This is a genomic window from Arthrobacter sp. NPDC093128, assembly GCF_040683875.1.
Classification (GTDB): domain Bacteria; phylum Actinomycetota; class Actinomycetes; order Actinomycetales; family Micrococcaceae; genus Arthrobacter.
In genome coordinates this window covers 12,014-36,904 of the sequence record NZ_JBFBEY010000010.1, presented here as the reverse complement: position 1 = coordinate 36,904, position 24,891 = coordinate 12,014, and the positions used below count along the sequence as shown (strand labels likewise).

At 65.5% G+C, this 24,891-nt stretch carries 22 protein-coding genes and 1 tRNA gene; 15 read left to right on the top strand and 8 right to left on the bottom strand.

What is annotated here, in order from left to right:
- Positions 1 to 45 precede the first annotated feature (45 nt).
- Positions 46 to 837: a DeoR/GlpR family DNA-binding transcription regulator gene (locus tag AB0N24_RS13220; RefSeq protein ID WP_364124755.1), complete on the top strand. Its 792-nt coding sequence runs from the start codon at positions 46 to 48 to the stop codon at positions 835 to 837.
- 57 nt (positions 838 to 894) lie between these two features.
- Here AB0N24_RS13220 and AB0N24_RS13215 read toward each other — a convergent pair whose 3' ends face one another.
- Positions 895 to 1,914, bottom strand: a complete 1,020-nt coding sequence (locus AB0N24_RS13215; RefSeq protein WP_364124753.1) for a LacI family DNA-binding transcriptional regulator — start codon at positions 1,912 to 1,914, stop codon at positions 895 to 897.
- Positions 1,915 to 1,928: 14 nt separating this feature from the next.
- Positions 1,929 to 3,131: a Gfo/Idh/MocA family oxidoreductase gene (locus AB0N24_RS13210; RefSeq protein ID WP_364124750.1), complete on the bottom strand. Its 1,203-nt coding sequence runs from the start codon at positions 3,129 to 3,131 to the stop codon at positions 1,929 to 1,931.
- Between the two features lie 215 nt (positions 3,132 to 3,346).
- Here AB0N24_RS13210 and AB0N24_RS13205 point away from each other — a divergent pair, with 215 nt between their 5' ends.
- The 4 genes from AB0N24_RS13205 (at position 3,347) to AB0N24_RS13190 (ending at position 9,003) form a co-directional block, all read left to right on the top strand.
- A complete protein-coding gene (locus AB0N24_RS13205) occupies positions 3,347 to 4,303 on the top strand; it encodes a sugar ABC transporter permease (protein WP_364124747.1) in 957 nt (318 codons plus the stop codon).
- A 12-nt stretch (positions 4,304 to 4,315) separates the two neighbouring features.
- Complete coding sequence (locus AB0N24_RS13200; protein WP_364124745.1) at positions 4,316 to 5,245, top strand: carbohydrate ABC transporter permease; 930 nt, start codon at positions 4,316 to 4,318, stop codon at positions 5,243 to 5,245.
- 48 nt (positions 5,246 to 5,293) lie between these two features.
- Entirely contained in the window at positions 5,294 to 6,634 is a 1,341-nt protein-coding gene (locus AB0N24_RS13195; protein WP_364124742.1) for a sugar ABC transporter substrate-binding protein, read from the top strand.
- A gap of 161 nt (positions 6,635 to 6,795) precedes the next feature.
- Entirely contained in the window at positions 6,796 to 9,003 is a 2,208-nt protein-coding gene (locus tag AB0N24_RS13190; protein WP_364124739.1) for an alpha-galactosidase, read from the top strand.
- Positions 9,004 to 9,099: 96 nt separating this feature from the next.
- Here the strand turns inward: AB0N24_RS13190 and AB0N24_RS13185 are convergent, their stop codons facing one another.
- Positions 9,100 to 10,053 carry a hypothetical protein gene (locus AB0N24_RS13185; protein ID WP_364124736.1) on the bottom strand — a complete coding sequence of 318 codons (954 nt, stop codon included), beginning with the start codon at positions 10,051 to 10,053 and terminating at the stop codon, positions 9,100 to 9,102.
- 199 nt (positions 10,054 to 10,252) lie between these two features.
- Here AB0N24_RS13185 and aroQ point away from each other — a divergent pair, with 199 nt between their 5' ends.
- From aroQ to AB0N24_RS13170, 3 genes are read left to right on the top strand one after another with little or no spacing between them, the layout of a single operon-like run.
- Positions 10,253 to 10,729, top strand: a complete 477-nt coding sequence (aroQ, locus tag AB0N24_RS13180) for a type II 3-dehydroquinate dehydratase (protein WP_364124733.1) — start codon at positions 10,253 to 10,255, stop codon at positions 10,727 to 10,729.
- 1 nt (position 10,730) lies between these two features.
- Positions 10,731 to 11,621: a DUF2332 domain-containing protein gene (locus AB0N24_RS13175; RefSeq protein ID WP_364124730.1), complete on the top strand. Its 891-nt coding sequence runs from the start codon at positions 10,731 to 10,733 to the stop codon at positions 11,619 to 11,621.
- 10 nt (positions 11,622 to 11,631) lie between these two features.
- Positions 11,632 to 11,769 carry a hypothetical protein gene (locus tag AB0N24_RS13170; protein ID WP_364124727.1) on the top strand — a complete coding sequence of 46 codons (138 nt, stop codon included), beginning with the start codon at positions 11,632 to 11,634 and terminating at the stop codon, positions 11,767 to 11,769.
- Positions 11,770 to 11,807: 38 nt separating this feature from the next.
- On the opposite strand, the gene AB0N24_RS13165 is transcribed toward AB0N24_RS13170, so the two are convergent.
- Positions 11,808 to 12,992 (bottom strand): MarP family serine protease, encoded by a 1,185-nt coding sequence (locus AB0N24_RS13165; protein ID WP_364124724.1) that lies wholly within the window; start codon positions 12,990 to 12,992, stop codon positions 11,808 to 11,810.
- Between the two features lie 270 nt (positions 12,993 to 13,262).
- On the opposite strand from AB0N24_RS13165, the gene AB0N24_RS13160 reads away from it, so the two are divergent.
- Positions 13,263 to 13,940, top strand: a complete 678-nt coding sequence (locus tag AB0N24_RS13160) for a Crp/Fnr family transcriptional regulator (RefSeq protein ID WP_011693220.1) — start codon at positions 13,263 to 13,265, stop codon at positions 13,938 to 13,940.
- A gap of 102 nt (positions 13,941 to 14,042) precedes the next feature.
- Here AB0N24_RS13160 and AB0N24_RS13155 read toward each other — a convergent pair whose 3' ends face one another.
- The 3 genes from AB0N24_RS13155 to AB0N24_RS13145 are packed head-to-tail and all read right to left on the bottom strand — an operon-like array spanning position 14,043 to position 15,698.
- Positions 14,043 to 14,954, bottom strand: a complete 912-nt coding sequence (locus AB0N24_RS13155; RefSeq protein ID WP_364124720.1) for an NUDIX hydrolase — start codon at positions 14,952 to 14,954, stop codon at positions 14,043 to 14,045.
- Between the two features lie 16 nt (positions 14,955 to 14,970).
- On the bottom strand, positions 14,971 to 15,540 hold the full coding sequence (locus AB0N24_RS13150; protein ID WP_364124718.1) for a RidA family protein: 570 nt from the start codon (positions 15,538 to 15,540) through the stop codon (positions 14,971 to 14,973).
- 2 nt (positions 15,541 to 15,542) lie between these two features.
- On the bottom strand, positions 15,543 to 15,698 hold the full coding sequence (locus AB0N24_RS13145) for a DUF4177 domain-containing protein (RefSeq protein WP_011693223.1): 156 nt from the start codon (positions 15,696 to 15,698) through the stop codon (positions 15,543 to 15,545).
- Positions 15,699 to 15,735: 37 nt separating this feature from the next.
- Here AB0N24_RS13145 and AB0N24_RS13140 point away from each other — a divergent pair, with 37 nt between their 5' ends.
- From AB0N24_RS13140 to AB0N24_RS13120, 5 genes are all read left to right on the top strand, one after another.
- The gene (locus AB0N24_RS13140) at positions 15,736 to 18,021 is read left to right on the top strand and encodes a transglycosylase domain-containing protein (protein ID WP_364124716.1); all 2,286 of its coding nucleotides are present in this window, start codon (positions 15,736 to 15,738) and stop codon (positions 18,019 to 18,021) included.
- A 7-nt stretch (positions 18,022 to 18,028) separates the two neighbouring features.
- On the top strand, positions 18,029 to 18,973 hold the full coding sequence (locus AB0N24_RS13135; protein ID WP_364124713.1) for a metallophosphoesterase: 945 nt from the start codon (positions 18,029 to 18,031) through the stop codon (positions 18,971 to 18,973).
- Between the two features lie 179 nt (positions 18,974 to 19,152).
- Entirely contained in the window at positions 19,153 to 20,970 is a 1,818-nt protein-coding gene (locus AB0N24_RS13130; RefSeq protein WP_364124711.1) for an ABC transporter ATP-binding protein, read from the top strand.
- Entirely contained in the window at positions 20,967 to 22,799 is a 1,833-nt protein-coding gene (locus AB0N24_RS13125; RefSeq protein WP_364124708.1) for an ABC transporter ATP-binding protein, read from the top strand. Before AB0N24_RS13130 ends, AB0N24_RS13125 begins: the two co-directional genes overlap by 4 nt.
- A 93-nt stretch (positions 22,800 to 22,892) precedes the next feature.
- Positions 22,893 to 22,969 (top strand) — tRNA-Pro (locus AB0N24_RS13120).
- A 270-nt stretch (positions 22,970 to 23,239) separates the two neighbouring features.
- On the opposite strand, the gene AB0N24_RS13115 is transcribed toward AB0N24_RS13120, so the two are convergent.
- Positions 23,240 to 23,464 carry a hypothetical protein gene (locus AB0N24_RS13115; RefSeq protein ID WP_307052247.1) on the bottom strand — a complete coding sequence of 75 codons (225 nt, stop codon included), beginning with the start codon at positions 23,462 to 23,464 and terminating at the stop codon, positions 23,240 to 23,242.
- A gap of 131 nt (positions 23,465 to 23,595) precedes the next feature.
- On the opposite strand from AB0N24_RS13115, the gene AB0N24_RS13110 reads away from it, so the two are divergent.
- Positions 23,596 to 24,870 (top strand): helix-turn-helix transcriptional regulator, encoded by a 1,275-nt coding sequence (locus AB0N24_RS13110; RefSeq protein ID WP_364124705.1) that lies wholly within the window; start codon positions 23,596 to 23,598, stop codon positions 24,868 to 24,870.
- The last annotated feature ends 21 nt before the right edge of the window (positions 24,871 to 24,891 follow it).

Genomic DNA, 24,891 nt, shown 5'->3' with positions numbered 1-24,891 from the left:
CTGACGGGGACCGCATCCCCCCAGCCGCAGCCCGAAAGGAACTCCATGCTCCCCGCAGCACGCCACCAGGCAATCGTGGACGCCGTCCAGCGCGAACGGGTTGTCCGCGTCTCGGACCTCGCCCAGCAGCTGGGTGTGTCGCTCATGACCGTCCGGCGGGACATCGAGCTGCTCGAGGAAGGCGGCCGGGTGGAGCGGATCCATGGCGGTGCCAAGCTGCCGGGCGATGCCAGCACCCATGAACCCGGCTTCGAGCAGAAGTCCACGCAGCTAACGGCGGAGAAAAGGGCCATCGCAGTGGAAGCGGCTTCCCTGGTCCATGAGGGCATGGCCGTGGGATTGGGGGCCGGAACAACCACGTGGGCGCTGGCGAAGGAACTTGTCAACGGCCCGCGCATCACCGTGGTGACCAACTCCATCCGCATTGCCGACCTCTTCCATCACGGCTCGTCGTCCGGCGCGGGACGCTACGGCTCCACGGTGATCCTGATCGGCGGCGAGCGCACGCCGTCGGACGCGCTGGTTGGACCCATCGCGACGGCGGCGCTCAAGCAGCTGCATCTGGACCTGCTGTTCCTGGGCGTGCACGGCATGGATCCCGATGCCGGCTTCACCACCCCCAACCTGCTGGAGGCCGAGACCGACCGGGCGTTCGTGGCAGCCTCACGCAAGGTGGTGGTGATTGCCGACCACACCAAGTGGGGCACGCAGGGAATGAGCACCATCGCGGGGTTCGAGGAAGCCGACGAAGTCATCAGCGACGCCGGCCTCAGCGGGGACGCGCGGCGCCTCCTCCAGGAAAGCGTCAGCCGGCTGCGGATCGTCAGCGCCGGGTAGCCCGGCCACGCGACCGCTCGAGGCAACCGGCAGGCCCACCGGCAGGCCCGGAGGCAGCTAGGGGCAGCCGCAGGACTGCCTGATCCGCAGTTTGGTGGGGAACAGCCGGTGCTCGGGCGGACTGCCCTTGGTCTCTCCCACGAGGGCACTGACGGCAGCCTCCGCCATTGCCCGAACGGGCTGCTCCACCGTGGTCAGCGCCGGCCAGCTGAATTCCGCCTCGGCCGAACCGTCGAAGGACGTCAGCGCCATGTCCCGGGGCACCGAGATGCCTGCTTCGTGCAGGGCCCGGAGGATTCCGATGGCCTGCATGTCCGAGCTCGCGAACACGGCCGTGGGACGGCTCGCGGAAGCCACCAGGCGCTTTCCCGCCGCGTAGCCGCCCTCGCGGGTGAAGTCGCCGCGGACAACGGGGCCTTCGGGCAGGCCCGCGCCGGCCAGGGCCTGAAGCCAGCCCTGTTCACGTCCGTCGAACTCGTTGGAGACGTTGGTACCCATGGCCAGCGCGATGTTGGTATGGCCATGGCCGATCAGGTGCTCCACCCCGATCTTGGCTCCGGCGGCCAGATCCACGCCAACGCTGTTGAAACCGGGCGATTCACCACCGTGGTTGAGCAGCACCGAGGGAATCTCGGCCGATTCGAGGTCCGCCAGGTCAGGTTCAAAAAGGACACTGGCCAGCACCACGCCGTCCACCTGGCGGGCGGCCAGGTTGCGGATGTTCCGGCGCTCCTTCGCCACGTTTCCGTCTGAATTCGTCAGCACCAGGGCGAATCCGCGGTCTGCGGCGGCGTCCTCCACGGCGTGCGCCAGCAGGGAAAAGAACGGGTTGCTGTTGTCCGGAATCACCAGGCCGATGGTCTCGCTGGACCCCAGCTTCAGGGCCCGCGCGGCAGCGTTGGGGCGGTAGCCCAGGACGCGGATCGCGTCCTGGACCTTCGCCTCCGTGGCCGGCGCAACCCGCTTGGGCCCGCCATTGACCACGTAACTGACCACGGCAGTGCTCACGCCTGCGTAGCGGGCAACATCCTTGCGGGTTACCGGGCTTCGAGGTACGTGCACTGCGGGAGTGGTCATGGAGTACATGCTAACTACTCGTCCCGCGGAGCGTCGCCAAAATCGCGGATGGGCAGGCGTTCGCCGTTCCGCTGGGCCGAGGCATGCGCCACGATCCCGGGAAGGGTGAACCGCGCGGCGACCCAGGCATTGACCGGCGGCAGCGATCCTGCGTTGACCGCGGTCACGAAGTCGTCCACCAGGAACTGGTGGCTGCCTTCGTGGCCGGTCGGAGCGCCGAGGAATTCGTCGGGCAGGCGTCCGCGGTCGTGCACGGGTGCAAGCCCGGAGATGAAAGCATCACGCAGCTCGGGGGCAACGCCGGCCAGTGAGGGATCATCCAGCGGGATGCTGGGCCGGGTTTCCACCTGGTCCGAGATGTCGTGGACGTTTTCCTTGTCCTGCCACACCGTGACCTTTGCGAGCTGCTCGAAGCTTGCCTCGGTGCCGAAGAAGCGGAACCGCGATTCGCGGATGTGGGACGGGTAGCCCACCCGGCGCATCTCGTTCGTGCGCATGGCACCGCCGTCGTTCAGTTCAAAGAGCGCGGTGGCGTTGGAGAAGTCGTTGTCGAACATGCTCACGTCTTTGTCGAAGACGCCGTCGCCCCGGTCGTCCTTGACGCCGATGCAGCTCACACTGACCGCGTGCGAGGGCAGGACACCCAGGACGCCGCCGATTGCGTGGGTGGGGTACAGCATCGGCGGGTAGCTCGCCGTCGCCTTCCACGCGTCTCCGCCGCTGTACTGGTAGGCGTCATAGAAGCCAAGGTCCATGTCGTGGACGTAGTCGCCTTCGCTGTAGAAGATCCGGCCGAACTTCCCGGCGGCGTGCTGGCTGCGTGCGTAGACCGTGGCGGGGTTGTAGTAGCTTGTCTCACCCATGGCGTAGACGAGCCCGGTTTCCTTCACGGCCTCGATGATGCGCTCGATCTCCTCTTCCGAAACAGCCATGGGAACAGCGGAGTAGACATGCTTGCCGGCGCGCAGCGCCTGCTCCACCAGCGGTCCGTGGGTCCAGCGCTGCGTGAAAATGGCAACGGCGTCGACGTCGGACGCCAGCAGCTCCTCGAAGCTCGCCTTGGTGCCGTCAAGCCCCCAGTGCTCCAGCGCGGCGGCGGCGCGTTCCGGCCGCTCGTCAACGACATAAACCTCGCTCACGCCCGGGTGGAGCTTGAAGAGGTGGGCAAAGTGGCCGCCGAACTGTCCGACGCCGACGACTCCGATAGAAAACGTCATTGTTTACCTTTCCTTGTTGCCCGCAGGTCCGGGCATGAAGAGCCCCGTGCGGGCCTGCCGAAAGTCTTTCACCGCAATCTACTCGAGTCAACAGAGTGAGAACGTTTCAACGGCAACTTTCAATGTTTTCAAGAGAAATAGCTTGCGCAGTCAAATCTACTCGTGTAGATTCCTATCCAGTTGTTACCCACATCACAGTCAGGAAAGGGTCGAAGATGACCACCCTTACCAAGCAGCAACAGGACCCGGCAGCAGGGCACCGCAGCCCCAAGCCAGCGAAACCCGTCCGGAAGAGCCTCATCCACCGCCTCGGCGACTTGAAGGTGGCATTGTTCTTCATCTTCCCGGCGATGATCGGCTTTGTTCTCTTCTATCTGGTCCCTACCATCCGGGGCGTCTACCTCAGCTTTACGGAGTACAGCATCCTGGGTGAGCCCACCTGGATCGGTATGAAGAACTACACCGCCATGCTCGGCGATGAACTGTTCTGGAACGCCATGGCAGTCACCGTCCAGTACGTCGGATTGAACATCGGATTCCAGACCGTGATCGCCCTCGGACTGGCACTCCTAATGCACCGGGTGGCAAAGTCCACCTTTATTCGCGGCGCCCTGCTGCTGCCCTTTCTCGTGGCAAACGTGATCGTCGCCCTCCTGTGGTTTTGGATGCTCGACTACCAGATGGGCATCGTCAACGAAATCATCAACTGGATGGGCCTGCCGCGCATTGCCTTCTTCGGGAGCGAACAGTGGGCCATTCCCACCATCGCCGCCGTCAACGTCTGGCGCCACATGGGCTACACCGCCCTGCTGATCTTCGCCGGACTCCAGTCGATCCCCAACCACGTCTACGAGGTTGCATCGCTCGACGGCTCATCCGCCACCCGGACCTTCTGGAGCATCACCATGCCGCTCCTGCGCCCTGTCATGGTGCTCGTGCTGGTGGTCACCGTGATCGGGTCCTTCCAGGTGTTCGACACCGTGGCCGTCACCACCGCCGGCGGCCCCATCAACGCTTCCCGCGTCATCCAGATGTACATCTACCAAAAGGCCTTCGGCGAATCGGACTTCGGCTACGCCTCGGCACTGTCCGTCATTCTCTTCCTCATTCTTGCCCTGGTGGCCTTCGTGCAAATGAAGTTCCTCAAGGGCAACGAATCGGATCTGGACTAAGGAACCCCAGCCATGAGCACTTCCACACTTACCCGCAAGAAGTCCGTCAACAACGTTCCCGTCAAGAAGCCGGTCAACTGGCGCCGCGTCGGCGCTTGGGCCCTGGTGGCCATCGCCGTAGCTGTCACCGTGGCGCCCTTCCTCTGGATGCTGCGGACGGCGCTGTCGAGCAACCACTCCCTGGCAGCCAACGCGGGCAACCTGCTCCCCGCGGACTTCAGCCTCGGCGCCTTCAAACGGGTCCTCGGAATGCAGACCCCGGAAGAGGCCATCGCGGAAGGAGGCTCGGGAGCAGCGATCAACTTCTGGCTCTACCTGCGGAACTCGGTCATCTTCGCCACCGTCACCACCGCCGGACAGGTCTTCTTCAGTGCGATGGCCGCCTACGCCTTCTCCCGGCTCCGCTGGCCCGGACGGAACGTGGTGTTCAGCCTCTTCCTGGCCACGATGATGGTCCCGCCGATCTTCACCGCGCTGCCCAACTTCCTCATGATCAAGAACCTGGGGCTGCTCAACACGTTCGCCGGCATGACGCTGCCGTTCCTGTTCATGACACCGTTCGCGATCTTCTTCCTGCGGCAGTTCTTCCTCAGCATGTCCCGGGAAGTCGAGGAAGCCGCCATGCTCGACGGCGCCAAGCACCTCCGTATCTTCTTCCAGATCGTCCTCCCCAACGCCGCCGCACCCCTGGCCACCCTGGCCCTGCTGACGTTCATCGGCCAGTGGAACGAATACTTCTGGCCGCTGCTGGTGGGCCAGGACGAAAGCGTCCGTGTCCTCACCGTGGGCCTGGGCGTCTTCAAGTCCCAGTCCCCGCAGGGCGCCCCTGACTGGACCGGACTGATGGCCGCAACCCTGGTGGCCGCCATCCCGGTGCTGCTGCTGTTCATTGCCTTCGGCAAGAAGGTAGTCAACTCCATCGGCTTCTCCGGTATCAAGTAATCACCTTCACTTTCACCCCTCCCCTGAAACACCCTCGAAAGGTCCATCATGAAGAAAACCATCGGCGCCGCAGCTGTCGCCGCAGCCATCGCGCTCTCCCTCTCGGCCTGTGGCGGCGGAAGTCCCGCCTCCAGCGAAGCCAAGGGCGAGATCAATTACTGGCTGTGGGACGCCAACCAGCTTCCCGCCTACCAGCAGTGCGCTGACGACTTCACCAAGGCCAACCCGGACATCAAGGTCAAGATCACCCAGCGCGGCTGGGACGACTACTGGACCACGCTCACCAACGGCTTCGTCGCCGGCACCGCACCGGATGTCTTCACCAACCACCTCTCGAAGTACCCCGAGTACGCCTCAAAGAAGCAGCTCCTCTCCCTCGATGACGCCGTCTCCAAGGATGGCATCAAGCTGGACAGCTACACCAAGGGCCTCCCCGAGCTCTGGGTCGGCCAGGACGGCAAGCGCTACGGCCTGCCCAAGGACTGGGACACCGTAGGCCTGTTCTACAACACGGCCCTGACCGACTCTGCCGGCATCAGCGCCGAAGACATGGCCAACCTGGACTGGAACCCCTCCGACGGCGGTAGCTACGAGAAGACCATCGCCCACCTGACCGTGGACAAGAACGGCGTGCGCGGCGACGAAGCGGGTTTCGACAAGAACAACGTGGCCACCTTCGGCCTGGGCCTGGCAGGCAGCGGCTCCGGCCAGGGCCAGACCGAGTGGAGCTTCCTGAGTGCCACCACGGGATGGACCCACACGGACAAGAACCCCTGGGGCACCAAGTTCAACTACGACGACCCCAAGTTCCAGGAAACCATCACCTGGTGGGCCGGCCTCGTCGAGAAGGGCTACATGCCCAAGCTGGAAACCACTGTCGGCGCCAGCCTTGCCGACAACTTTGGTGCCGGTAAGGCCGCCATCAACACCACCGGCGACTGGCTGATCGGCCAGTACCAGAGCTACAAGGGCGTGAAAACCGCGTTCGCCCCCACCCCCAAGGGCCCCGACGGCAAGCGCGCCAGCATGTTCAACGGCCTGGCCGACTCCATCTGGGCCGGCACCAAGAACCCGGCTGCATCCGTCAAGTGGGTTGAATACCTCGCCTCCACCGATTGCCAGGACGTCGTGGCCTCCAAGGCCGTAGTCTTCCCCGCCATCACCAGCTCCTCCGACAAGGCAGCCGAGGCGTTCAAAGCCAAGGGTACCGATGTCTCGGCCTTCACAACGCACGTCAAGGAAGGCACCACCTTCCTCTTCCCCATCGCGGACAAAGCGGCCAAAGTGGATGGCATCATGAAGCCTGCAATGGACGCCGTGCTCTCCGGCAAGAAGCCCGCCAGCTCCTTGACCGAAGCCAACAACCAGGTGAACGCCCTCTTCAAGTAGGCCCACCCTGACGTGGCTGCGTAAGTGGTCGCAGCCACAGCCCCGGGTGCCGCCGTTTCCTCCTCGCGAAACGGCGGCACCCGGGGAAACCCAACACAATATTCAGAATCCGACGGAACAGCGCCACATACGCTCACCGCCACAACGAAAGAGAACGCCCTATGAAACCCCTGCACCTCCGCTCCGCCGGCACCAGCCTGGTGATCAGCTTCGACAGCGGGGAGGCCGAGGTTATTCACTGGGGCGCCGATCTGGGCACCTCACTGCCCGACCTGGCCATCCTCGGCGAAGCTATCCCCAATTCCGCCATCGACGCCACCGTCCCCGCCGGGCTCCTGCCGCAGGCATCCTCGAGCTGGCGCGGACGCCCGGCCCTTCGCGGGCACCGGATCGCCGACGGCGTTCCCGGCTACGACTTCTCCGTCCGCCTCCGCGCTTCGGCCGTCGAATTCGGCGAAAAATCCGCCGTCATTCTTCAGTCCGATCCTGATGCCGGCATCACCGTGGAGTCCACGCTGGAACTGCACGACGGCGGCCTGCTGGAGATGCGCCACACCGTCACCAACACCGGCACATCACCCTTTCAGCTCGACGAGCTGGCCGCCGTGCTGCCGGTGGCTCCTGACGCCGTCGAACTCCTTGATCTGACCGGACGCTGGTGCCGCGAACGCCACCCGCAGCGCCGGGCCATCCAGCAGGGCACCTGGGTGCGCAGCGGCCGGCACGGCCGCACCGGCCACGATTCCTCGCTGCTGCTGGCCGCCGGCACGGCGAACTTCGGCAACCGCCACGGCAGGGTCTGGGCCACCCACCTTGCCTGGAGCGGCAACCACGAACAGTTTGCGGACACCATCGGCGACGGACGGACCATGATCGGCGGCTCCGAACTGCTGGGCCCGGCCGAAGTGATCCTCCAGCCGAACGGCAGCTACACCACTCCCGCCCTCTTCGCGGCATACTCGGACCGCGGCCTGGACGGCATCAGCGAAGCCTTCTACAGCTGGTTCAGGAACCGTCCGCACCACGTGCTGCCGGCGGCTTCAGCCAAGTCAGCAGCAGGCAAGGCGGGATCCGGCAAGGCCCGCCCGGTGGTGCTGAATGTCTGGGAAGCCGTCTACTTCAACCACGATCTCGACACGCTGGTCGAACTGGCAGACTCCGCGGCGGACCTGGGCGTGGAGCGCTTCGTCCTCGACGACGGCTGGTTCCGCGGCCGCCGGAACGACCAGGCCGGCCTGGGCGACTGGTACGTGGATGAGGGCCTGTGGCCGGACGGCCTCACGCCGCTGATCGAGGCCGTCACGTCCCGCGGCATGGAGTTCGGCCTCTGGGTGGAGCCGGAAATGATCAACCTGGACTCCGACGTCGCACGCGCCCATCCGGAATGGATTGTCGGACCCGCCGCCCGGTCGCACAAGGACGGCGGCCGGCTTCCATTGACCTGGCGCCACCAGCACGTCATCGACCTGGTCAACCCCGACGCCTGGCAGTACATCTTCGACCGCATCGACGCCCTGCTGCGCGAAAACAACATCAGCTACCTGAAGTGGGACCAGAACCGGGACCTCACCGAGCACGGCCACGCCGGGCGCTCCTCCGTCCACGAACAGACCCTGGCCGCCTACCGACTCTTTGGCGAGCTCAAGAAGGCCCACCCGGGCCTGGAGATTGAAAGCTGCTCCTCCGGCGGGGCACGCGTGGACCTGGGCATCCTGGAAACGACCGACCGGATCTGGGGCTCGGACTGCAACGACGCTCTGGAACGCCAGACCATCCAGCGCTGGACCGGGCTCGTGGTGCCGCCGGAACTGGTCGGCGGCCACGTCGGCCCCACCACCTCCCACACCACCGCCCGCACGCACGACATTTCGTTCCGCGCCCTCACTGCCCTGTTCGGCCACTTCGGCCTGGAATGGGACGTCCGCCAGGTCCACGGCGCCGAGCGGGAAGAGCTCAAGCGCTTCATCGGCATCTACAAGGAGCACCGCGGCCTCATCCACTCGGGCCGGATGGTCCACGCGGACGTGGCCGAGGATTCCCTGATGTTCCATGGTGTGGTTTCGCAGCGTCCCGCCGCACCGGGTGAAACTGCCGCCCTGTTCACCTTGGTCAGCACCAAGACTGCTTTTGCCGAGCAGCCGGGACGCATCACCGTGCCGGGACTCGAACCGGAGGGCAACTACCGCGTGGAGGCCATCTTCCCGACGCCGGGCGACGCGGACTATGCGCACAACTTCACGCAGGTGCAGCCGCCGGCGTGGCTGGCCGCCGGGGCAGAAGCCAACGGCCGGTTCCTGGCCGAGGTGGGCCTGCCGATGCCCGTCCTCAACCCGGAGCACGCGCTGCTCCTGCGCTTCACCGCCGCGTAAGTCGCCGCCGCGCAGGTCGCGGCTTCGCCGTTTCACACAAAAGCCCGCCGTCCGGGTAACCACCCGGACGGCAGGCTTTTTTGCCCTCAGGCTCACTTAGCGGGCGTCGACCAGGACTACTTCGTACTTGCTTGCCCCTTGAACGCCGAACTTCGCGTTAACCACGGCGAGGGTATCGCCGAACAGGGCCGCCGTCGTCGGGATCTGGAAATCAGTGCTGGTGATGACGTCCTTGACCTCGAAGGAATCCAGCCGGGAGTCCAGCCGGACGCGGCTCACCTGGTTGATCATGTTTTGCACGGCCCAGAGGGTGTTCCCCTTCACCACAATCCCGTCCACGTAGGGCAGGCTGTCACCGGTAATGCCAGCACTGGCACCCGAGTCCGGGTCCACCGTGTACAGGGCCTCGTTGGCGGAATGTGCCACGATCAGTGTCCGGCCGCCCCGGACGGCCGCAATGCCGTTCAGGTTGAAGTCGGCGGGAGTCTCTGCAGCCGGTCCGGTCAGCGTGAGCGTCCTGACCTCGTCGCCCGGTTTGCCGTGGCGATCCACGGCGACGAAGTAGAGCTCCCCTTTCGCGGAGTTGGTGAACCAGGCGCCGTCGTCCGTCACCGCGACGTCGTTGATGAAGGCTGGCTCCCCGGTCAGCTGGTAGGTGGCCACAGTCTTCCGCGAGTCGGTGTCATAGACGTACGCCTGGCCGCTGGTGCCGCCGGCAACGAAGAGCAGGCCGTTCTCCACGTCCACTTTCATGCCAACGGCCATCCGGCCGTCTGGAACGTCGATGAAGAGCCTGGCGGTTCCGCGGCGGATATCTCCGCGGTAGATGTCCCCCTTGAACAGGTCCCCGGCGAAAAAGGTGGTGCCCTCTCCCTCGGCAATGCCTTCGGCGGATGAGGCCCCCGGAAGCTCAATCACCTTGTCATCGCCGTTCGTCGACGGCGGACCGGCAGACGCCACGGGTGCCGGAATGATGAGTGCTGCGAGGGCCACGAGTCCCACGGCGGCACGGCGAATTGTTTGTCCTGAATCCTCATTTTTCCGGCGCATGATGACGCTCTCTCCAGATCGGGCTTTCCGCGCGAGCTGACCGGTACGGGAGCTCCGCACGATGGTCCTTCAAGTGTAGGCACCGCCACAACGGGTGGCCAGAGGCGAAGGATGGCTTACGCCCGCGTGCTGTGGGCCGCCCGCTCAGGCAGCCGTAAAGAACAGCGCGCACGGCACGCATAGCGATAGATTGGCACACATGACTGAAGCCTCCCCCGCCACCGATGCCGGCCGCGGCACCATCCTGGTCCTCAACGGGCCCAACCTGAACCTGCTGGGTACCCGTGAGCCGGAGAAGTACGGCACGGCAACCCTGGCCGACGTCGAACAGCTCGCCAAGGACGCCGGTGCGGCCCACGGCGTGGAGGTTGAATGCTTCCAGTCCAACCACGAGGGTGCGCTGGTTGATGCGATCCACGCCGCGCGGGGCAAGGCCATCGGCATCGTCCTCAACGCCGGAGCGTACACGCACACGTCCGTGGCCATCCGCGATGCCATCTCCGCAGTGCAAGTACCGGCCGTGGAGGTTCACATCACCAACGTGCACGCCCGCGAGGAGTTCCGGCACCACTCCTACCTATCGGACATCAGCAAGGCTGTGATCGCCGGCGCCGGCGTCATGGGCTACCGCTTCGCCGTCGAATACCTCGCAGAGCTGCATGCCGGCAGGGCCTGAGATGCCATCCGCCGGTGCGGGGAAGGCGGGCACGGCGGACTGGTACCGGAACTTCGGCACTGTGGACGCGCCGGGTTCCTCCCCTTGCTACGCCGAATGGTCGCTGGGAATCTCCGGCGATCCTGAACTGATCCGCCGCATCGATGAATGGCCGCACAACAAGCGCCAGCCCCTGCTGATCCTGGCCGCCGCGCGCTTCCTCGGCGCCGGAATCTCTCCGTACCGCGAGTTCCGCGAGTTCCTGCTGGCACGCTGGGAAGAGATCTCCGGGATTGTGCTCTCCCGCGCCACCCAGACCAACGAGGCAGGCCGCTGCGCCACCCTGCTGCCGTCCCTCGCCGGCATCGCCGCGGCCGAAGGCCGTCCGCTTGCCCTGATCGAGGTGGGAGCGTCGGCCGGCCTGGCGCTGTTTCCGGACAGGTATGCCTACGAGTACGACGACGGCACGTCCGTCACGCGGCTGGCTCCGGGCCCGGATCCCCGGCCAGCGGCGGACGGCCCGCCTGTCCTGCGGTGCACGGTGTCAGGTGCCGTCCCGCTGCCCACGAAACTCCCCGAGGTCGTGTGGCGGGCCGGGATCGACCTGAACCCCCTCGACGTCAGCAATCCCGACGACGTCGCCTGGCTGGAGGCCCTCATCTGGCCCGAGCAGGACTTCCGCCGCGACCGGCTGCGCCGGGCCATCGCCGTAGCGCAGCAGGACCCGCCGCTCCTGGTGGCAGGTGACCTGAACGAACAGCTCGTTGCCCTGGCTGCCCAAGCACCCTCCAACGCGGCCCTCGTGGTGTTCCACAGTGCCGTGATGGCTTATCTGGACGCCGCGGAGCGGCAAGCGTTCAGCGACGATCGGCAGGCTGGCGGCAGAGCGCGGCTGCCACTGGCTGTCCAATGAAGGCCACACGGTGATCGCCCAGGCGGACGGCTCGGTAGTGGTGCCGGAGATGGATGACGCCCGGCTGCAGGGCCGCTTCCTGCTGCTCCAGGACGGAGTCCCGGTGGCCATCGCCGGACCGCACGGCCAAAGTCTGGAGGGGCTCTAGGCGCAGCGGCGGCAGCGCGGCTATATCTGGAGGCCCGGCTACTTCTGGATGCACTGCCCGGACGACACGGCACTGCTCAGCCCCGGTGCCTGGGCAGCGACCGGTCCAAGATCGTCCATGGTGATGGCGAAGCCCATGTCGGCATCCGAAGTGGCCTTGGCGAAGACCACACCGGCGACCAGGCCGTCGGTGGTCAGGAGCGGCCCGCCCGAGTTGCCCGGCCGGACATCGCCGGCAAGCCGGTAGACGTCTTCGGACGCCGCATTGTTGCCGTAGATGTCCGGCACCAGGACGGTGGCGATGTCCTGCACTGTGGCCGGTTTGGACTGGAACGGCCCGCCATGCGGGTAGCCGGCGAAAGCGGCCGGGCTGCCCGCAGGAAGGTCGGCGCTCAGCTGGAGCGGGGACGACGGCAGGCCGTCAACGGCAAGGATGGCAAGGTCGTGCTGGCTGTCGAAGTAGACCACCCTGCCTGGCATGGCTCCTCCGCCGGGGATCTCCACCACGGGCTGCGACACGCCCGCGACCACATGGGCGTTGGTCACAACGCGCCCCGGTGACACCACGAAGCCGCTCCCGGTCTGGTTCTGGCCGCACTGGTAGGCGGTACCGGCGATTTTCAGGACCGACTCCCCCGCCCGGTTCAGGGCCGGCGTGTCGGTGTTCGCGTTGGGAACGGCAACATGCCGGCCCTGGCCGAGACCCTCGATGAGCGTGGGAATGCCGTCACCGATCACTGTGGAGCGCAGCTGCGCCACGGCCGTTTTCACCGGCACGGGGGTGAGGCCGTCGATGAAGCGGATGACCTTGGACTCCGCCAACTGCTGGGACACAAACGGAACGCCCAGCGCGCTGACGCTGAAGGACAGCATGGACATGACCAGTGCGGCCACCACAACGTTGACGCCGCCGCCCACCACGCGGTCCATGGCCCGCAGCGGCTGGATCCGCACGGCACTGCGGATTTTGCGGCCGATCATGGTTCCCAGCGCATGCCCCAGGACCATCAGCACGACGGCGGTGGCCACAATCGCCGTGAGCCTCCAGCCGCTGTCCTCCACGAGGTCGCTGACGATGGGCACGGACACAAAGGCGGCCACAGCGCCGACAACAAACCCGGCGATGCCGCCAAGCGTCACCAGGAAGCCATTGCGAAGGCCATAGATCAGGTAGGACAGCAGCGTCAGGATCAACGCCAGGTCCAGGATGGTCAAGCCGAACACACGGGCTCCTCACGAAACAGGTAAGCCCCAATTCTAGTGGCGAAGCCTGACAGTTTGCCGACGACGGGCGGACCCTGGCGCATCCCGCCACACGCTTCCAAACGCTGCGTAAAACCCTCCCAAAGCCCGCTCCGGTAGGCCCGATTCGGCCCCGGAAGGGCTCCAGTGCCCCGTTTCAGGCGTTTCGCGTGCCAAGTACGTCACAGAAGCTTCAAAATTCTGAAACAATGGCTGAAGCGCCCCAGCCGACACATTTACTCAGGAGATTTCATGGACATCGAGGTATTGCGCCGCGCACCCCTATTTGCCACGCTCGACGACGAAGCATTCCGTCTGCTCACGGACGAACTCACAGAGGTGGACCTGTCACGCGGAGCATCGGTTTTCCGTGAAGGCGACCAGGGTGATCAGCTCTACTTCATCGTCTCCGGCAAGGTGAAGCTTGGCCGCACGTCCCCTGACGGACGCGAGTCCCTGCTGGCCATCCTCGGCCCGGGCGAGCTCTTCGGTGAAATGGCACTGTTTGACCCGAGCCCGCGTACGGCCACGGCAACTGCCGTCTCGGAGACCCGCCTCGCCGGCCTGAAGAACGAAAGCCTCAACGCCCTGCTGCGCACCCGCCCGGAGGTTTCGGCCCAGCTGCTGCAGGCCCTGGCCCGCCGTCTGCGCCGCACCAACGATTCCCTTTCGGACCTCGTGTTCTCCGACGTTCCGGGCCGCGTGGCCAAGGCACTGCTGGACCTGGCCGACCGCTTCGGCCGCCCGGCAACCGACGGCGTCCTGGTGGCCCACGAGCTCACCCAGGAAGAACTGGCCCAGCTGGTGGGTGCGTCCCGCGAAACCGTGAACAAGGCCCTGGCCGAGTTCGTGCAGCGCGGCTGGCTCCGCCTCGAAGCCCGCGCCGTTGTGATCCTGGACATGCAGCGCCTCCGCCAGCGCTCCCGCTAGTTCCGGACGCGCAAAATACGCTGCGAACCGTAAAAAGAATGGCGACACCCGGATCCGGGTGTCGCCATTCTCTTTGCGCGTCTTCAGGAAAATGGCGCGTCGTTAGCGCTCCCGCTGGGGCTCGCCGGCGACCGTCTTGGCGGCCTCGACTTCGAGCATCAGGGTGCCGTTTTCTTCGACCAGCTTCGGCTGGTACACGTGAGCCTTGCGCTTGTAGCTCAGGTAGGCGATGCAGCCGTTGGCGGCAGCCATTTTCTCGAGCATGATTTCGGAACCGGGCACCAGCAGCTGGCCGAGCTTCAGGCCGGTGGTGTTTTCCTGGCCCACTTCGTCGCCCAGGGCAGTGGTGTCACGTTCGGCGATGACCTTGCTGGCGCAGACCCAGCGGCCCCACACACCTTTGCTCCCCAGCAGGGTGGGCTGCTGGTTCACGGGCACGGTGGCGGCAAAGTAGCGGGTGTTGAAGCGGCGGTGGGCGAAGTCCGGGCTGAGCCAGTTGACCAGCGGTTTGAGCAGGTCGGTGCGAATGGACAGGCCGCGCTTGGCCAGGACGTCCGTGAAGGATTTCTCCTGGTTGGCCACGGCTTCGCGGGCGCGCATCCATTCAGGAGTGGACGTGGCTTCCACCGTGGTGGAAAAGTCCGGGCCAGCCAGCAGGACGCCGGTCTCCTCGAAGAGTTCGCGGATGGCGCCCACCACGTAGCGGCGCGCCATCCCGACGTCGTCCGTTCCCATCTGCTCCGCCCAATGCTGCGCGGTGGGGCCAAGCCAGCCCACGGCGTCGTCGTCGGACGCCTCGAGGGAGCCGCCGGGAAAGGCGAGCACACCGAGCGGGGAAGAACCCGGGCGGTAGCCCAGCCAGGTTTCCAGTCCTGTGGGCGCATCGCGCAACAGGACAACGGAGGAAGCGGGACGGGCGGCACGTGGTGTCCGCTCGCCGTGTTCGAGCCAGCTTTGTGCTGCCCCCTCGAGATCGGGAGGCAGCACAAACAGGCGACGGGCTAACTGGGGCAAGGGAAGTGACCGGCCTTTAGCTAAATTCGGCGATTAGTTCGACTTCCACCGGCGAGTCCAGCGGCAGGACCGACACGCCGACGGCGGAGCGGGCGTGCTGGCCGGCGTCGCCCAGGACTTTGCCCAGGAGTTCCGACGCGCCGTTGATAACTCCCGGCTGACCCGTAAAGGACGGATCGGAGGCCACAAAGCCAACAACCTTGACGATCCGGGTGATGCGGTCGAGGTCGCCGATCACGCTCTTGACGGCGGCAAGCGCGTTGACGGCGCAGACTGCGGCAAAGCGCTTGGCGTCTTCGGGAGACACCGTGGGCTCGTCCGCGAAGCCTTCAGTGCCCGTGGACACCTTGCCCGTAGCTTCGAGTTTGCCGTTAATAAAGGGCAGCTGTCCGGAGGTGTAAACGTGGTTCCCGGAGATGATGGCCGGCACGTAGGCAGCCACGGGGGCCGCGACCTCCGGAAGGGCAAGTCCCAACTCGGCCAGCCGCTGTTCGACGGCGGATGCCGGCGCTCCGTTTTCCGCGCCGGAGGCCGGATTTTCGGCGTGGGCCGGGGTTTCCGGCGCCGTGCCTGCAGGGCTTGTCATAACTACTGCTTCTCCCTCTTGAGGTAGGCAACGAGGCCGTTGCCGTCAGGACCGGTGACGACCTGGACGAGCTCCCAGCCGTCTTCTCCCCACTGGTCCAGGATCTGCTTCGTGGCGTGAATAATGAGCGGAATCGTGGCGTACTCCCATTTGGTCATGACCTAAAGACTAGTCCTTGCCGGTAAAGTGGAAAACATGGCGACTGGTAAGAACCCTTTATTCGACACGGCCACCACCCTCGGAAAGATCCTTGCTTTCCTTGGCGTGAGCGCGATTTGTGGTGTCCTGGTGGCAGGCCTGCTGGTCCCGGCGGCGGCTGTTTCAGGCAGCACAGCCAGCGGTTCCATCGAGTTCTTCGACACTCTCCCGGCAGAGCTGCAGGTAGATCCGCCCAGCCAGTCCACCAAGATCCTTGCCGCTGACGGCAGCCTGATCGCCAACCTTTATGCCGAAAACCGCACGCGTGTTTCGCTGGACCAGATGTCGCCATACATCAAGGACGCCGTGATCGCCATTGAGGACAGCCGCTTCTATGAGCACGGCGGCGTGGACACCACCGGCATCATGCGCGCATTGGTCAGCACCGCACGCGGCAACAAGCAGGGTGCCTCCACCATTACGCAGCAGTACGTGAACAACGTCATCAATGCCTCGCTCGAGGCCGAGGGCAAGACCGAGGACGTCAAGCTCAACGGCGTCAACAAAGGCGTGGGCGACAAGCTCCGCGAGATGAAGCTGTCCATCGCCCTGGAGAAGAAGTTCACCAAGGAGCAGATCCTCGAGGGCTACCTCAACATCGTGTTCTTCAACCGGGACGCCTACGGCATCGAAGCCGCGTCCAAGTTCTTCTTCAGCACCACCGCCAAGGACCTCACCCTCCCGCAGGCCGCTCTGCTCGCCGGCGTGGTGAACAGCCCGTCCTTCTACGACCCCATCACCAACCCGGACAACGCCAAGAACCGCCGCGACCAGGTACTGAAGGCCATGTACACCCAGGGCAAGATCAACCAGGCAGACTACGAGGCCGCAGTGGCCACGCCGGTGGAAACCAAGGTCACTCCGGCCCGCCAGGGTTGCGCCTACGCTTCCACGGCCCCGTACTTCTGTGACTACGTCCTGCACCTGCTGCTGAACGACCCCGCCTACGGCGCCGATGCCACTGAGCGCGAGCGTAAAATCTTCCGCGGCGGCCTGACCATCACCACCACCCTTGACCCGAACGCCCAGAACGCGGCGCAGGCCCAGGTCGATGGTGCTGCCGGCGCCAACCCGGACAAGTGGGGCGCTTCCATGGTGTCGGTCCAGCCGAACACCGGCAAGATCACCAATATGGCCCAGAACACGGTATGGCTGCCCTCGGACGGCAAATTCCAGGCCGAACAGAACTTCAACGTGGACACCCTCGACAAAGACGGCAACGACCTAAACGGCCTGGGCGGGTTCCAGCCCGGTTCCACCATGAAGCCGTTCACGTTTGCGGAGTGGCTCAACGAGGGCAAGTCCATGAACACCGTGGTCAACGGCGCCGTACGGAAGTACCCGCTGAGCTACCAGTTCCGGAACAGCTGCGGCGTGACCACAGGCGCGTACAACTCTGCGGAAGCGGGCCTCGGCGCGGCGGATGACCTGCAAAACGCCGAGGATGGCTACTACCGTCCGATGTCGGTGCTGCAGGGCCTCTACAACTCCATCAACACCATCACGTTCGCCTCGGCCGCGCAGCTGGACTTCTGCGGAATCCAGAAGGTTGTTGACGCCGTGGGACTGCACTCCGGACTGCCACAGCGGGACGACACCGGCAAGGTGGTCGAGGCACAGCCGAAGATCAACATGTTCACCCTGGCCAACCTGCTCGGCTCCACACAGACCTCGCCGCTGACCATGGCCAGCGCATTCGCCACGTTCTCCAATGACGGCAAGTACTGCGCTCCGATTGCCATCACCTCCGTTACGGACCAGACCGGCGCGCAGCTGCCGGCCCAGTCCACCAACTGCCGGGACGCCCTCAAACCCGAAGTCGCGCGCGGCGTGAACTATGCGCTCCAGGAAGTGCTCAACCAGGGATCCGGTTCACTCATCCAGCCCCGGATTTCGACCAAGACCAGCTTCCCCATCGCGGCGAAGACCGGTACCTCCAACAACAACGGCTCCACCTGGGTGGTGGGCCACACCACCGGCCTTGCCACAGCGGCCTGGTTCGGCGATCCCTTGGGTGACCAGAAGCGTGCCGGCCAGAACGTCACCATCAACGGCAAGTTGTACAAGGGCATCGACGGCTACATGATCGCCGGCCCGATGTTCTCCAACTTCATGTCCCAGGTGGCTCCGGCGTACGGAACCAACCCGTTCACCGCACCGCCGTCCAACATGATCGGCGGGGCGCCCACGCGGCAGACCACACCGTCAACGCAGAGCACGGCGCCGGCGCCCTCCACACCCGCACCGGGGCCCAGCAAGGACAACGGCAAGGGCAACGGGTAGCACGCCGATGGGGGACGCAACATCGCTGGTAAGCCGCGCCCGAAGCTTCGGGCGCGGTTTTGCCGTCACCGCCGCGGCCGGCGCAGCTGTAGGGCTCGCAACGGCGGGCTACGGACTGTGGGAAAAGAACCAGTTCGTCCTCCGCGAGGAAACCCTGCCCATCCTTCCCGCCGGATTCGGACCGTTCCGGATCCTGCACCTGAGTGACATCCACTTTGTCCCGGGGCAGGACCGGAAGGCCCAATGGCTGTCCTCGCTGGCGGAACTGGAACCGGACCTGGTGGTCAACACCGGCGACAACCTCAGCCACGCCAAGGCAATCGACCCGCTGCTGAAGGCACTGGCGCCGCTGCTGGAGTATCCGGGCGTGTTCGTACCGGGCTCCAACGACTACTTCGCACCCGCCCTCAAGAACCCTGCGTCCTACTTCCTGGGTCCCTCAAAGGCCCAGACGAATCCGGTGGAGCTTGACTGGCCGCGGCTGCGCTCCTACTTCGGGATGTCCGGCTGGGTGGACCTGACCAACCGCAACCAGTCCGTGGTGCTGAACGGCCTGCGCTTCGATTTCTCCGGGGTGGACGACCCCCACTTGAAGCTGGAGCGCTACGCCGGCTGGCCCCGCGGGACCAAGGGCCAGGACACCACGCCCCATCTTCGGGTGGCGGTCATCCACGCCCCGTACCAGCGCGTGCTGGACCACTTCACCGAGGACGGCGCGGACCTGCTGCTGGCCGGCCACACCCACGGCGGCCAGATCTGCGTGCCCGGATACGGCGCCCTGGTGGCCAACTGCGATATCCCCACATGGCGGGCCAAGGGCCTCAACGACTGGGAAAGCAACGGAAGCACGACGCCGGTCAACGTCTCCGGCGGGATCGGCACCTCACGCTTCGCGCCCGTACGCATCGCCTGCCGGCCTGAGGCCGTGCTGCTGACGCTGACCTCGCCCTGACGGGTTCCGACACGCTCAACCACCGGGCAGGCCGGGCCTGACCGCGGCCCGCGTATTGCGAAACGCAATGACTGGCCAAGATTCCTGCGCCGCCCGGAATCCTGTGAACCGTGTCACTGCATGGCCTAAGGTAGTTGCTAAAGGAAACTACATTCGCAGTTGAGCTTTAAGAAGCGGGCATGGCCAAGCAGACTCCATTCTTCACGTCAATCAGCCGACTCTATCCCCATGTGAAGCCGATCATCCCGCGGCTTTTTATGGGGCTTCTGTGCGCACTCCTGGCCAGCATCGTGGCGCTGGCCATCCCGCAGGTGCTGCGGGTGCTCATCAATGACTCCCTCCAGCCGGGCGGCGCAACGGACGCAGTCTGGGTTGCGTCGCTCATCATCCTGGGCCTGGGAGTCGCCGAAGCCGGGCTTGTCGCCCTACGACGCCAGTTCGTCATCAACCCGGCAACCACCGTGGAAACGCGGATGCGGGTATCGCTCTACGGCCACCTCCAGGCCCTGACGGTGTCCTTCCACGACCGCTGGGGCTCCGGGCAGCTGCTGTCCCGGGCCATGACGGACCTGAACTTCCTGCGGCGCTGGATGGCGTTCGGCGCCATCATGCTGGTGGTGACCACCCTGACGGTGGTGATCGGCGTCGTCGTGATGTTTTCCATGAGCTGGCAGCTGGCGCTGATCTTCCTGGCCGCCGCCGCGCCCATCATGATCTACGGTTTCCGGTTCCGGACGCGCTTCAGCAAGGTGGCCCGCCGGAGCCAGGACCAGGCCGGCGACCTGGCCACCACCGTGGAGGAATCGGTTCACGGCATCCGGGTGCTGAAGGCGTTCGGTCGCAGCCGCGAGGCCCTGGAAAACTTCAACGAGCAGGCCGAGGAACTGCGGCAGACCGAGATCGCGAAGGCCAAGCACCTCGCCACCTTCAGCATGGTGGTCACCCTCCTCCCGGAACTCGCGCTGGGCGCCGGGCTGGTGGTGGGCGTCATGCTGGCCGCGGACGGCCAGCTCAGCATCGGCGCCCTGGTGGCGTTCTTCGCCACCGCTGCCGTCATCGCCGCTCCGGTGGAATTCTGCGGCATGCTGCTGGCCATGGCGCTGACAGCCAAGTCGGCCATTGACCGGCACTTTGAGGTCATGGACGCGGCCAACACCATCACCAGCCCTGAGCAGCCCCGGAATCCCGCCCGGCTCACGGGGGCCCTCTGTTTCAACTCCGCCACGTTCGCGTTCGAGGACGCCCCGGACAAGCCCATCCTCAAGGAAGTCAGCCTGGCCATCCGGCCCGGCGAGACCATGGCGCTGGTGGGCGTCACCGGCAGCGGCAAGAGCGCGCTGCTCCAGCTGGTCCCCCGGCTCTACGACGTCACCGCGGGCTCCATCACCATCGACGGCGTGGACCTGCGCGAGTTCTCCGTGGAGGAACTGCGCACGGTGGTGGGCGTGGCTTTCGAAGACACCACGCTGTTTTCCAATTCCGTCCGGGACAACGTCCTGCTTGGCGCAAGGGAGCGGAGCCAGGAAACGCTGGAGGAAGCCCTCGACGTTGCACAGGCCCATTTTGCCTACTCCCTCCCCGAGGGTCTGGACACCCTGATCGGCGAGGAAGGACTCAGCCTGTCCGGCGGCCAGCGGCAGCGCATCGCCCTGGCCCGCGCCATCGCCGCGAAGCCCAAGGTGCTGGTTTTGGACGATCCCCTGTCCGCCCTGGACGTCAACACCGAGGAACTCGTGGAAGCCCGGCTGCGCGAAGTCCTGGCGGACACCACCACGCTGATCGTCGCCCACCGGCCGTCCACCGTGGCGCTGGCCGACCGGGTGGCGCTGCTCGAGGAAGGGCGGATCGCCGCCGTCGGCACCCATGCGGAACTGCTGGCGCGCAACGAGCACTACCGCTACGTGATTGCCAGCCTGGAAACCGGGCCCAAGGACCTGGATTCCGAACTGTCGGACCTCTCAGAATTAAGCGACGAGTCCGAGGAGATTTCCCGATGAGCACCGCAACGTTCGGCACCGCCAACGAGGACAACGCCCACCTGACCAAAAGCGAAAGCAAGACCGTCCGACGGCGGTCGCTCGCCTTGCTCGGGTCCCTGATCCGTCCGGTCCGGCTGAGGTTCTGGCTCACCATCGCCATGGTGGTCCTCTCGCAGGCCGCGCGGGTGGCCGGACCGGCGCTGATCGCCTTCGGCATCGACCACGCCCTGCCGGCGCTCCGGGCCGGGGACAACGTGCCGCTGGTGCTCACCGGCGTCGCCTACCTGGCCGCGGCGATCGCCACCGCCGGCCTCACCGCCCTGTACGTGACCTCGACGGCCAAACTGAGCCAGGCGATGCTGCTGGACCTGCGGGTCCGCGTCTTCCGGCACACCCAGCGGCTCAGCCTTGAATTCCATGAGAAGTACACGTCCGGCCGCATCATTGCCCGGCAGACCTCGGACCTCGAAGCACTGCGTGAGCTCCTGGACTCCGGCGTCAGTTCGCTGGCCTCGGGGATGCTCTTTATGGTGTTCACCGCCATCACGGTGTTCGCCCTGGACTGGCGCAGCGGCCTCATTGTGCTGGCCGCCGGAGTTCCCATGTTCTTCCTGGCCCGCTGGTACCAGAAGCACTCCCAGATTGCCTTCCGCGAATCCCGCGTGGTGTCCGCGCGCCTGATCGTGCACTTCGTGGAAACCATGACCGGCATCCGGGCAGTCAAGGCCTTCCGCAAGGAGCGCGAAAACGCAGCCCGCTACGGGGAACTGTCCGAGGACTACCGAAAGGTCACCGTCCGGTCGATCAACCTCAACGGCGTCTTCCAGCCGGGGCTGGTGCTGATCGGCAACGTCTGCGTCGCCGTGGTGCTGCTCTTCGGCGGCTTCCGGGTGCTGGGCGGCGAGCTCGCCGTCGGCGTGCTGTTGGCCCTGATCCTGTCCACCAAGCGCTTTTTCCAGCCCGTGGACCAGATGGCCATGTTCTATAACTCCTTCCAGAGCGCACAGGCGGCTTTGGAGAAGGTCTCCGGCCTCCTGGAGGAGGTACCCACTGTAAGGCCTCCGAAGAACCCCGTAGCGCTACGCGATGCCCGCGGGACCATCGCCTTCAACGGGGTGGAATTCCGGTACGGCGACGGGCCCGTGATCATACCGACGCTTGACCTGCACATCCCGGCCGGGCAGATCGTTGCCCTGGTGGGCCGGACCGGCGCCGGCAAGTCCACGCTGGCCAAGCTGATCGCCCGCTTCTACGACGTGTCCGAGGGGTCGGTGACACTGGACGGCGTGGACCTCCGGAGCCTCACCACGCCGGACCTGCGGCGGAACGTGGTGATGGTCACCCAGGAGGCCTTCCTGTTCAGCGGGTCCGTGGCAGACAACATTGCCCTCGGCCGTCCGGAGGCGTCCCGGGAGGAAATCGAGGAAGCCGCGCGGGCGGTGGGCGCCCACGAATTCATCATGGAACTGCCGGAAGGGTTCGACACCGACGTGAACAAGCGCGGCGGGCGTGTCTCGGCCGGCCAGCGCCAGCTCATCAGCTTTGCCCGGGCCTTCCTGGCCCGCCCGGCGGTGCTCATCCTCGACGAGGCCACGTCCTCACTGGACATCCCCTCGGAGCGCCTGGTCCAGCACGGCCTCGCCAGCCTCCTGGCGGGCGTGGCGGGGCACGACGCCGGTCGCACGGCGCTGATCATCGCCCACCGCCTGTCCACGGTGGAGACCGCGGACCGTGTCCTGGTGGTCCATGACGGACGGGTCGTGGAGGACGGCACGCCGGAGGAGCTGATCGGCGGGGGCGGGCGGTTCGCGCAACTGCACGGGGCGTGGAAGGACTCGCTCGTATAGTCCGCGGCACCGTTCGGAGAGCCAATCACGCGCCGATTTCACATGGGGGCTGGAATCGGATACTCTTGTGAAGTTGCTTTTGAAGCAACGGATCGGGATGTGGCGCAGCTTGGTAGCGCGCGTCGTTCGGGACGACGAGGTCGCAGGTTCAAATCCTGTCATCCCGACCAAAAGTAAGAGGGTCTTCCATTCGGAAGGCCCTCTTTGCTTTGTCCTGCAGCCCCGCCGGGCCCGGTGTCAGAGGCTGTCGAATGTGGTTCTCTGGCCCGGCGTGGCCGTCGCCCAGCATTGGAATCCCGGGCCGGCCCGAACCGTCATCCTCCCGGTAGTCTGCGCTTCATGACACTCCCCCTGCGTCGTTTGGGTAAAAAAATGGCTCCGGGACATGGTTCGCGCATGTCCCGGAGCCTGCGTTCCCTTGCGGGAGGTGCGGCAGCTGCCTACATTGGGTCCGGCCAGTTGCCGATGGAAGCCTGGAACGACATGGGATCCGGCCAGTTGCCGATCGCCTGCATGGGATCGGGCCAGTTGCCGATGGCCGTAGTAGTGCTTCCCAGCTGATCCGCCCAGTTACCGACAGGACCTGCTGACAACACTGCGGGGGCCGCCGCTGAAAACGCCAGTGCGCCTGCCAAAGCGGCGGCGGCTGCGATCTTCTTCAACATTAGGTTTCCTCAATACGAGTCGGATTCGTTACAAAGTCAGCACTGCCCTTGTTGACATACATTGTAAAATGTTTTCCACAGAGACTGTCAAGCATTTGGTATAAAGACTGTCCGGAATAAGGAGGAAACCCGTGGGGAACGGATTCGGGGAGAAGCTCCGCGCCGAACGACTCGAACGTGGGTTGACGCAAGCAGAACTGGGAAAGGACCTCTATTCTCCCAGCTATATCTCCCTCTTGGAAACAGGCCGGCGCGAACCAACCGCCGATGTTATAGAAGAGTTAGCACGCAGGCTCGAGCTGGCCCCCAAAGCGTTGGAAGCCTGGAGCCAGCCGATCTCGGTGAGCGACGCCGAGTACGTACTGGCCGGGCTCTACGCACGCCAGGCCTGGGACCTCAGGGACTACCCGCTCGCGGCCGCCCACGCCGCCACCGCCGCCCAGATAGCCCTCGAGGGCAAGAACACCAGCGCCTGGTGGAACATGACCTACATGCAGGCGGAATGCCTCATGAAGCAGGGCCAGCTGCAGGAATGCCAGAACATTATGCTGCACCTCCTCGAACACCCCATGGCCACTGAGTCCGCCGGCCTGGGGGTGCGCGCACGGCAGATGCTCGCCGCGGTGTGCCACGGGCAGGGCCAGCTGGCCACCGCCGTCGAACATGCCCAAAAGGCCGTGGAACTGTGCTCCCAGCTGCCGAAGGGGTCAACGCTGATCATCGGTGCGCTGCGCGCGCTGATCGGCGCCCTGGCCGAAAGCGGGCGGCTGGACGAAGCCTGGACCTACTGCCAGGCCATGAACGACCAGATGGACGACCAGTCCATCTCGCAGCTCGCAGGCGAAGTGGCCTGGGTGATCGGCAACGTGGCATTTATGCGGCATGACTATCCCGAAGGCATCAAGTATCACGAGCGGGCCGCCAAACTGCTCTCGCCGGCCAATGACATCGAGCTCTGGGCCCGCTTCAATAAGGCCTCCGCCGCCGTCCGGCTCTCGTCCGGCATCGTGGAACCGGAAACCCTCTCCGCGATCGAGCGCGCCGAACTGGCACTGTCCATCGTGGGCGGAAACAAAACCGACCAGCTGGAGGTGGCGTTCATCCGTGCACGCTGGCTCTACCTCACCGGTGACATCCCTGCCGCGGTGGAGAAGCTGCGCGAGATCCATGCCGAGCGCAAGGCCCTGGCCCGTCACACCGCAGGCGAAGTGTCGCTCCTGCTGGGGAAGTCGCTCAAGGCCGCCGGGGAGTCCGAGGAGGCGCTGGTGCTCCTCGAAGAGGCCCAGAAGGAATTCAGTGCCGCCGGGGCCTCCGACCGCGTGCAGCAGGCCATGGACGCCGTGCTGGAGATCAAACTGGCCCAGCGGCGCGCTGCCGCGGCCGAAGCCGCGGCAGAGGCCAGCTAGGCAGGTCCTTCAGGCGAACCG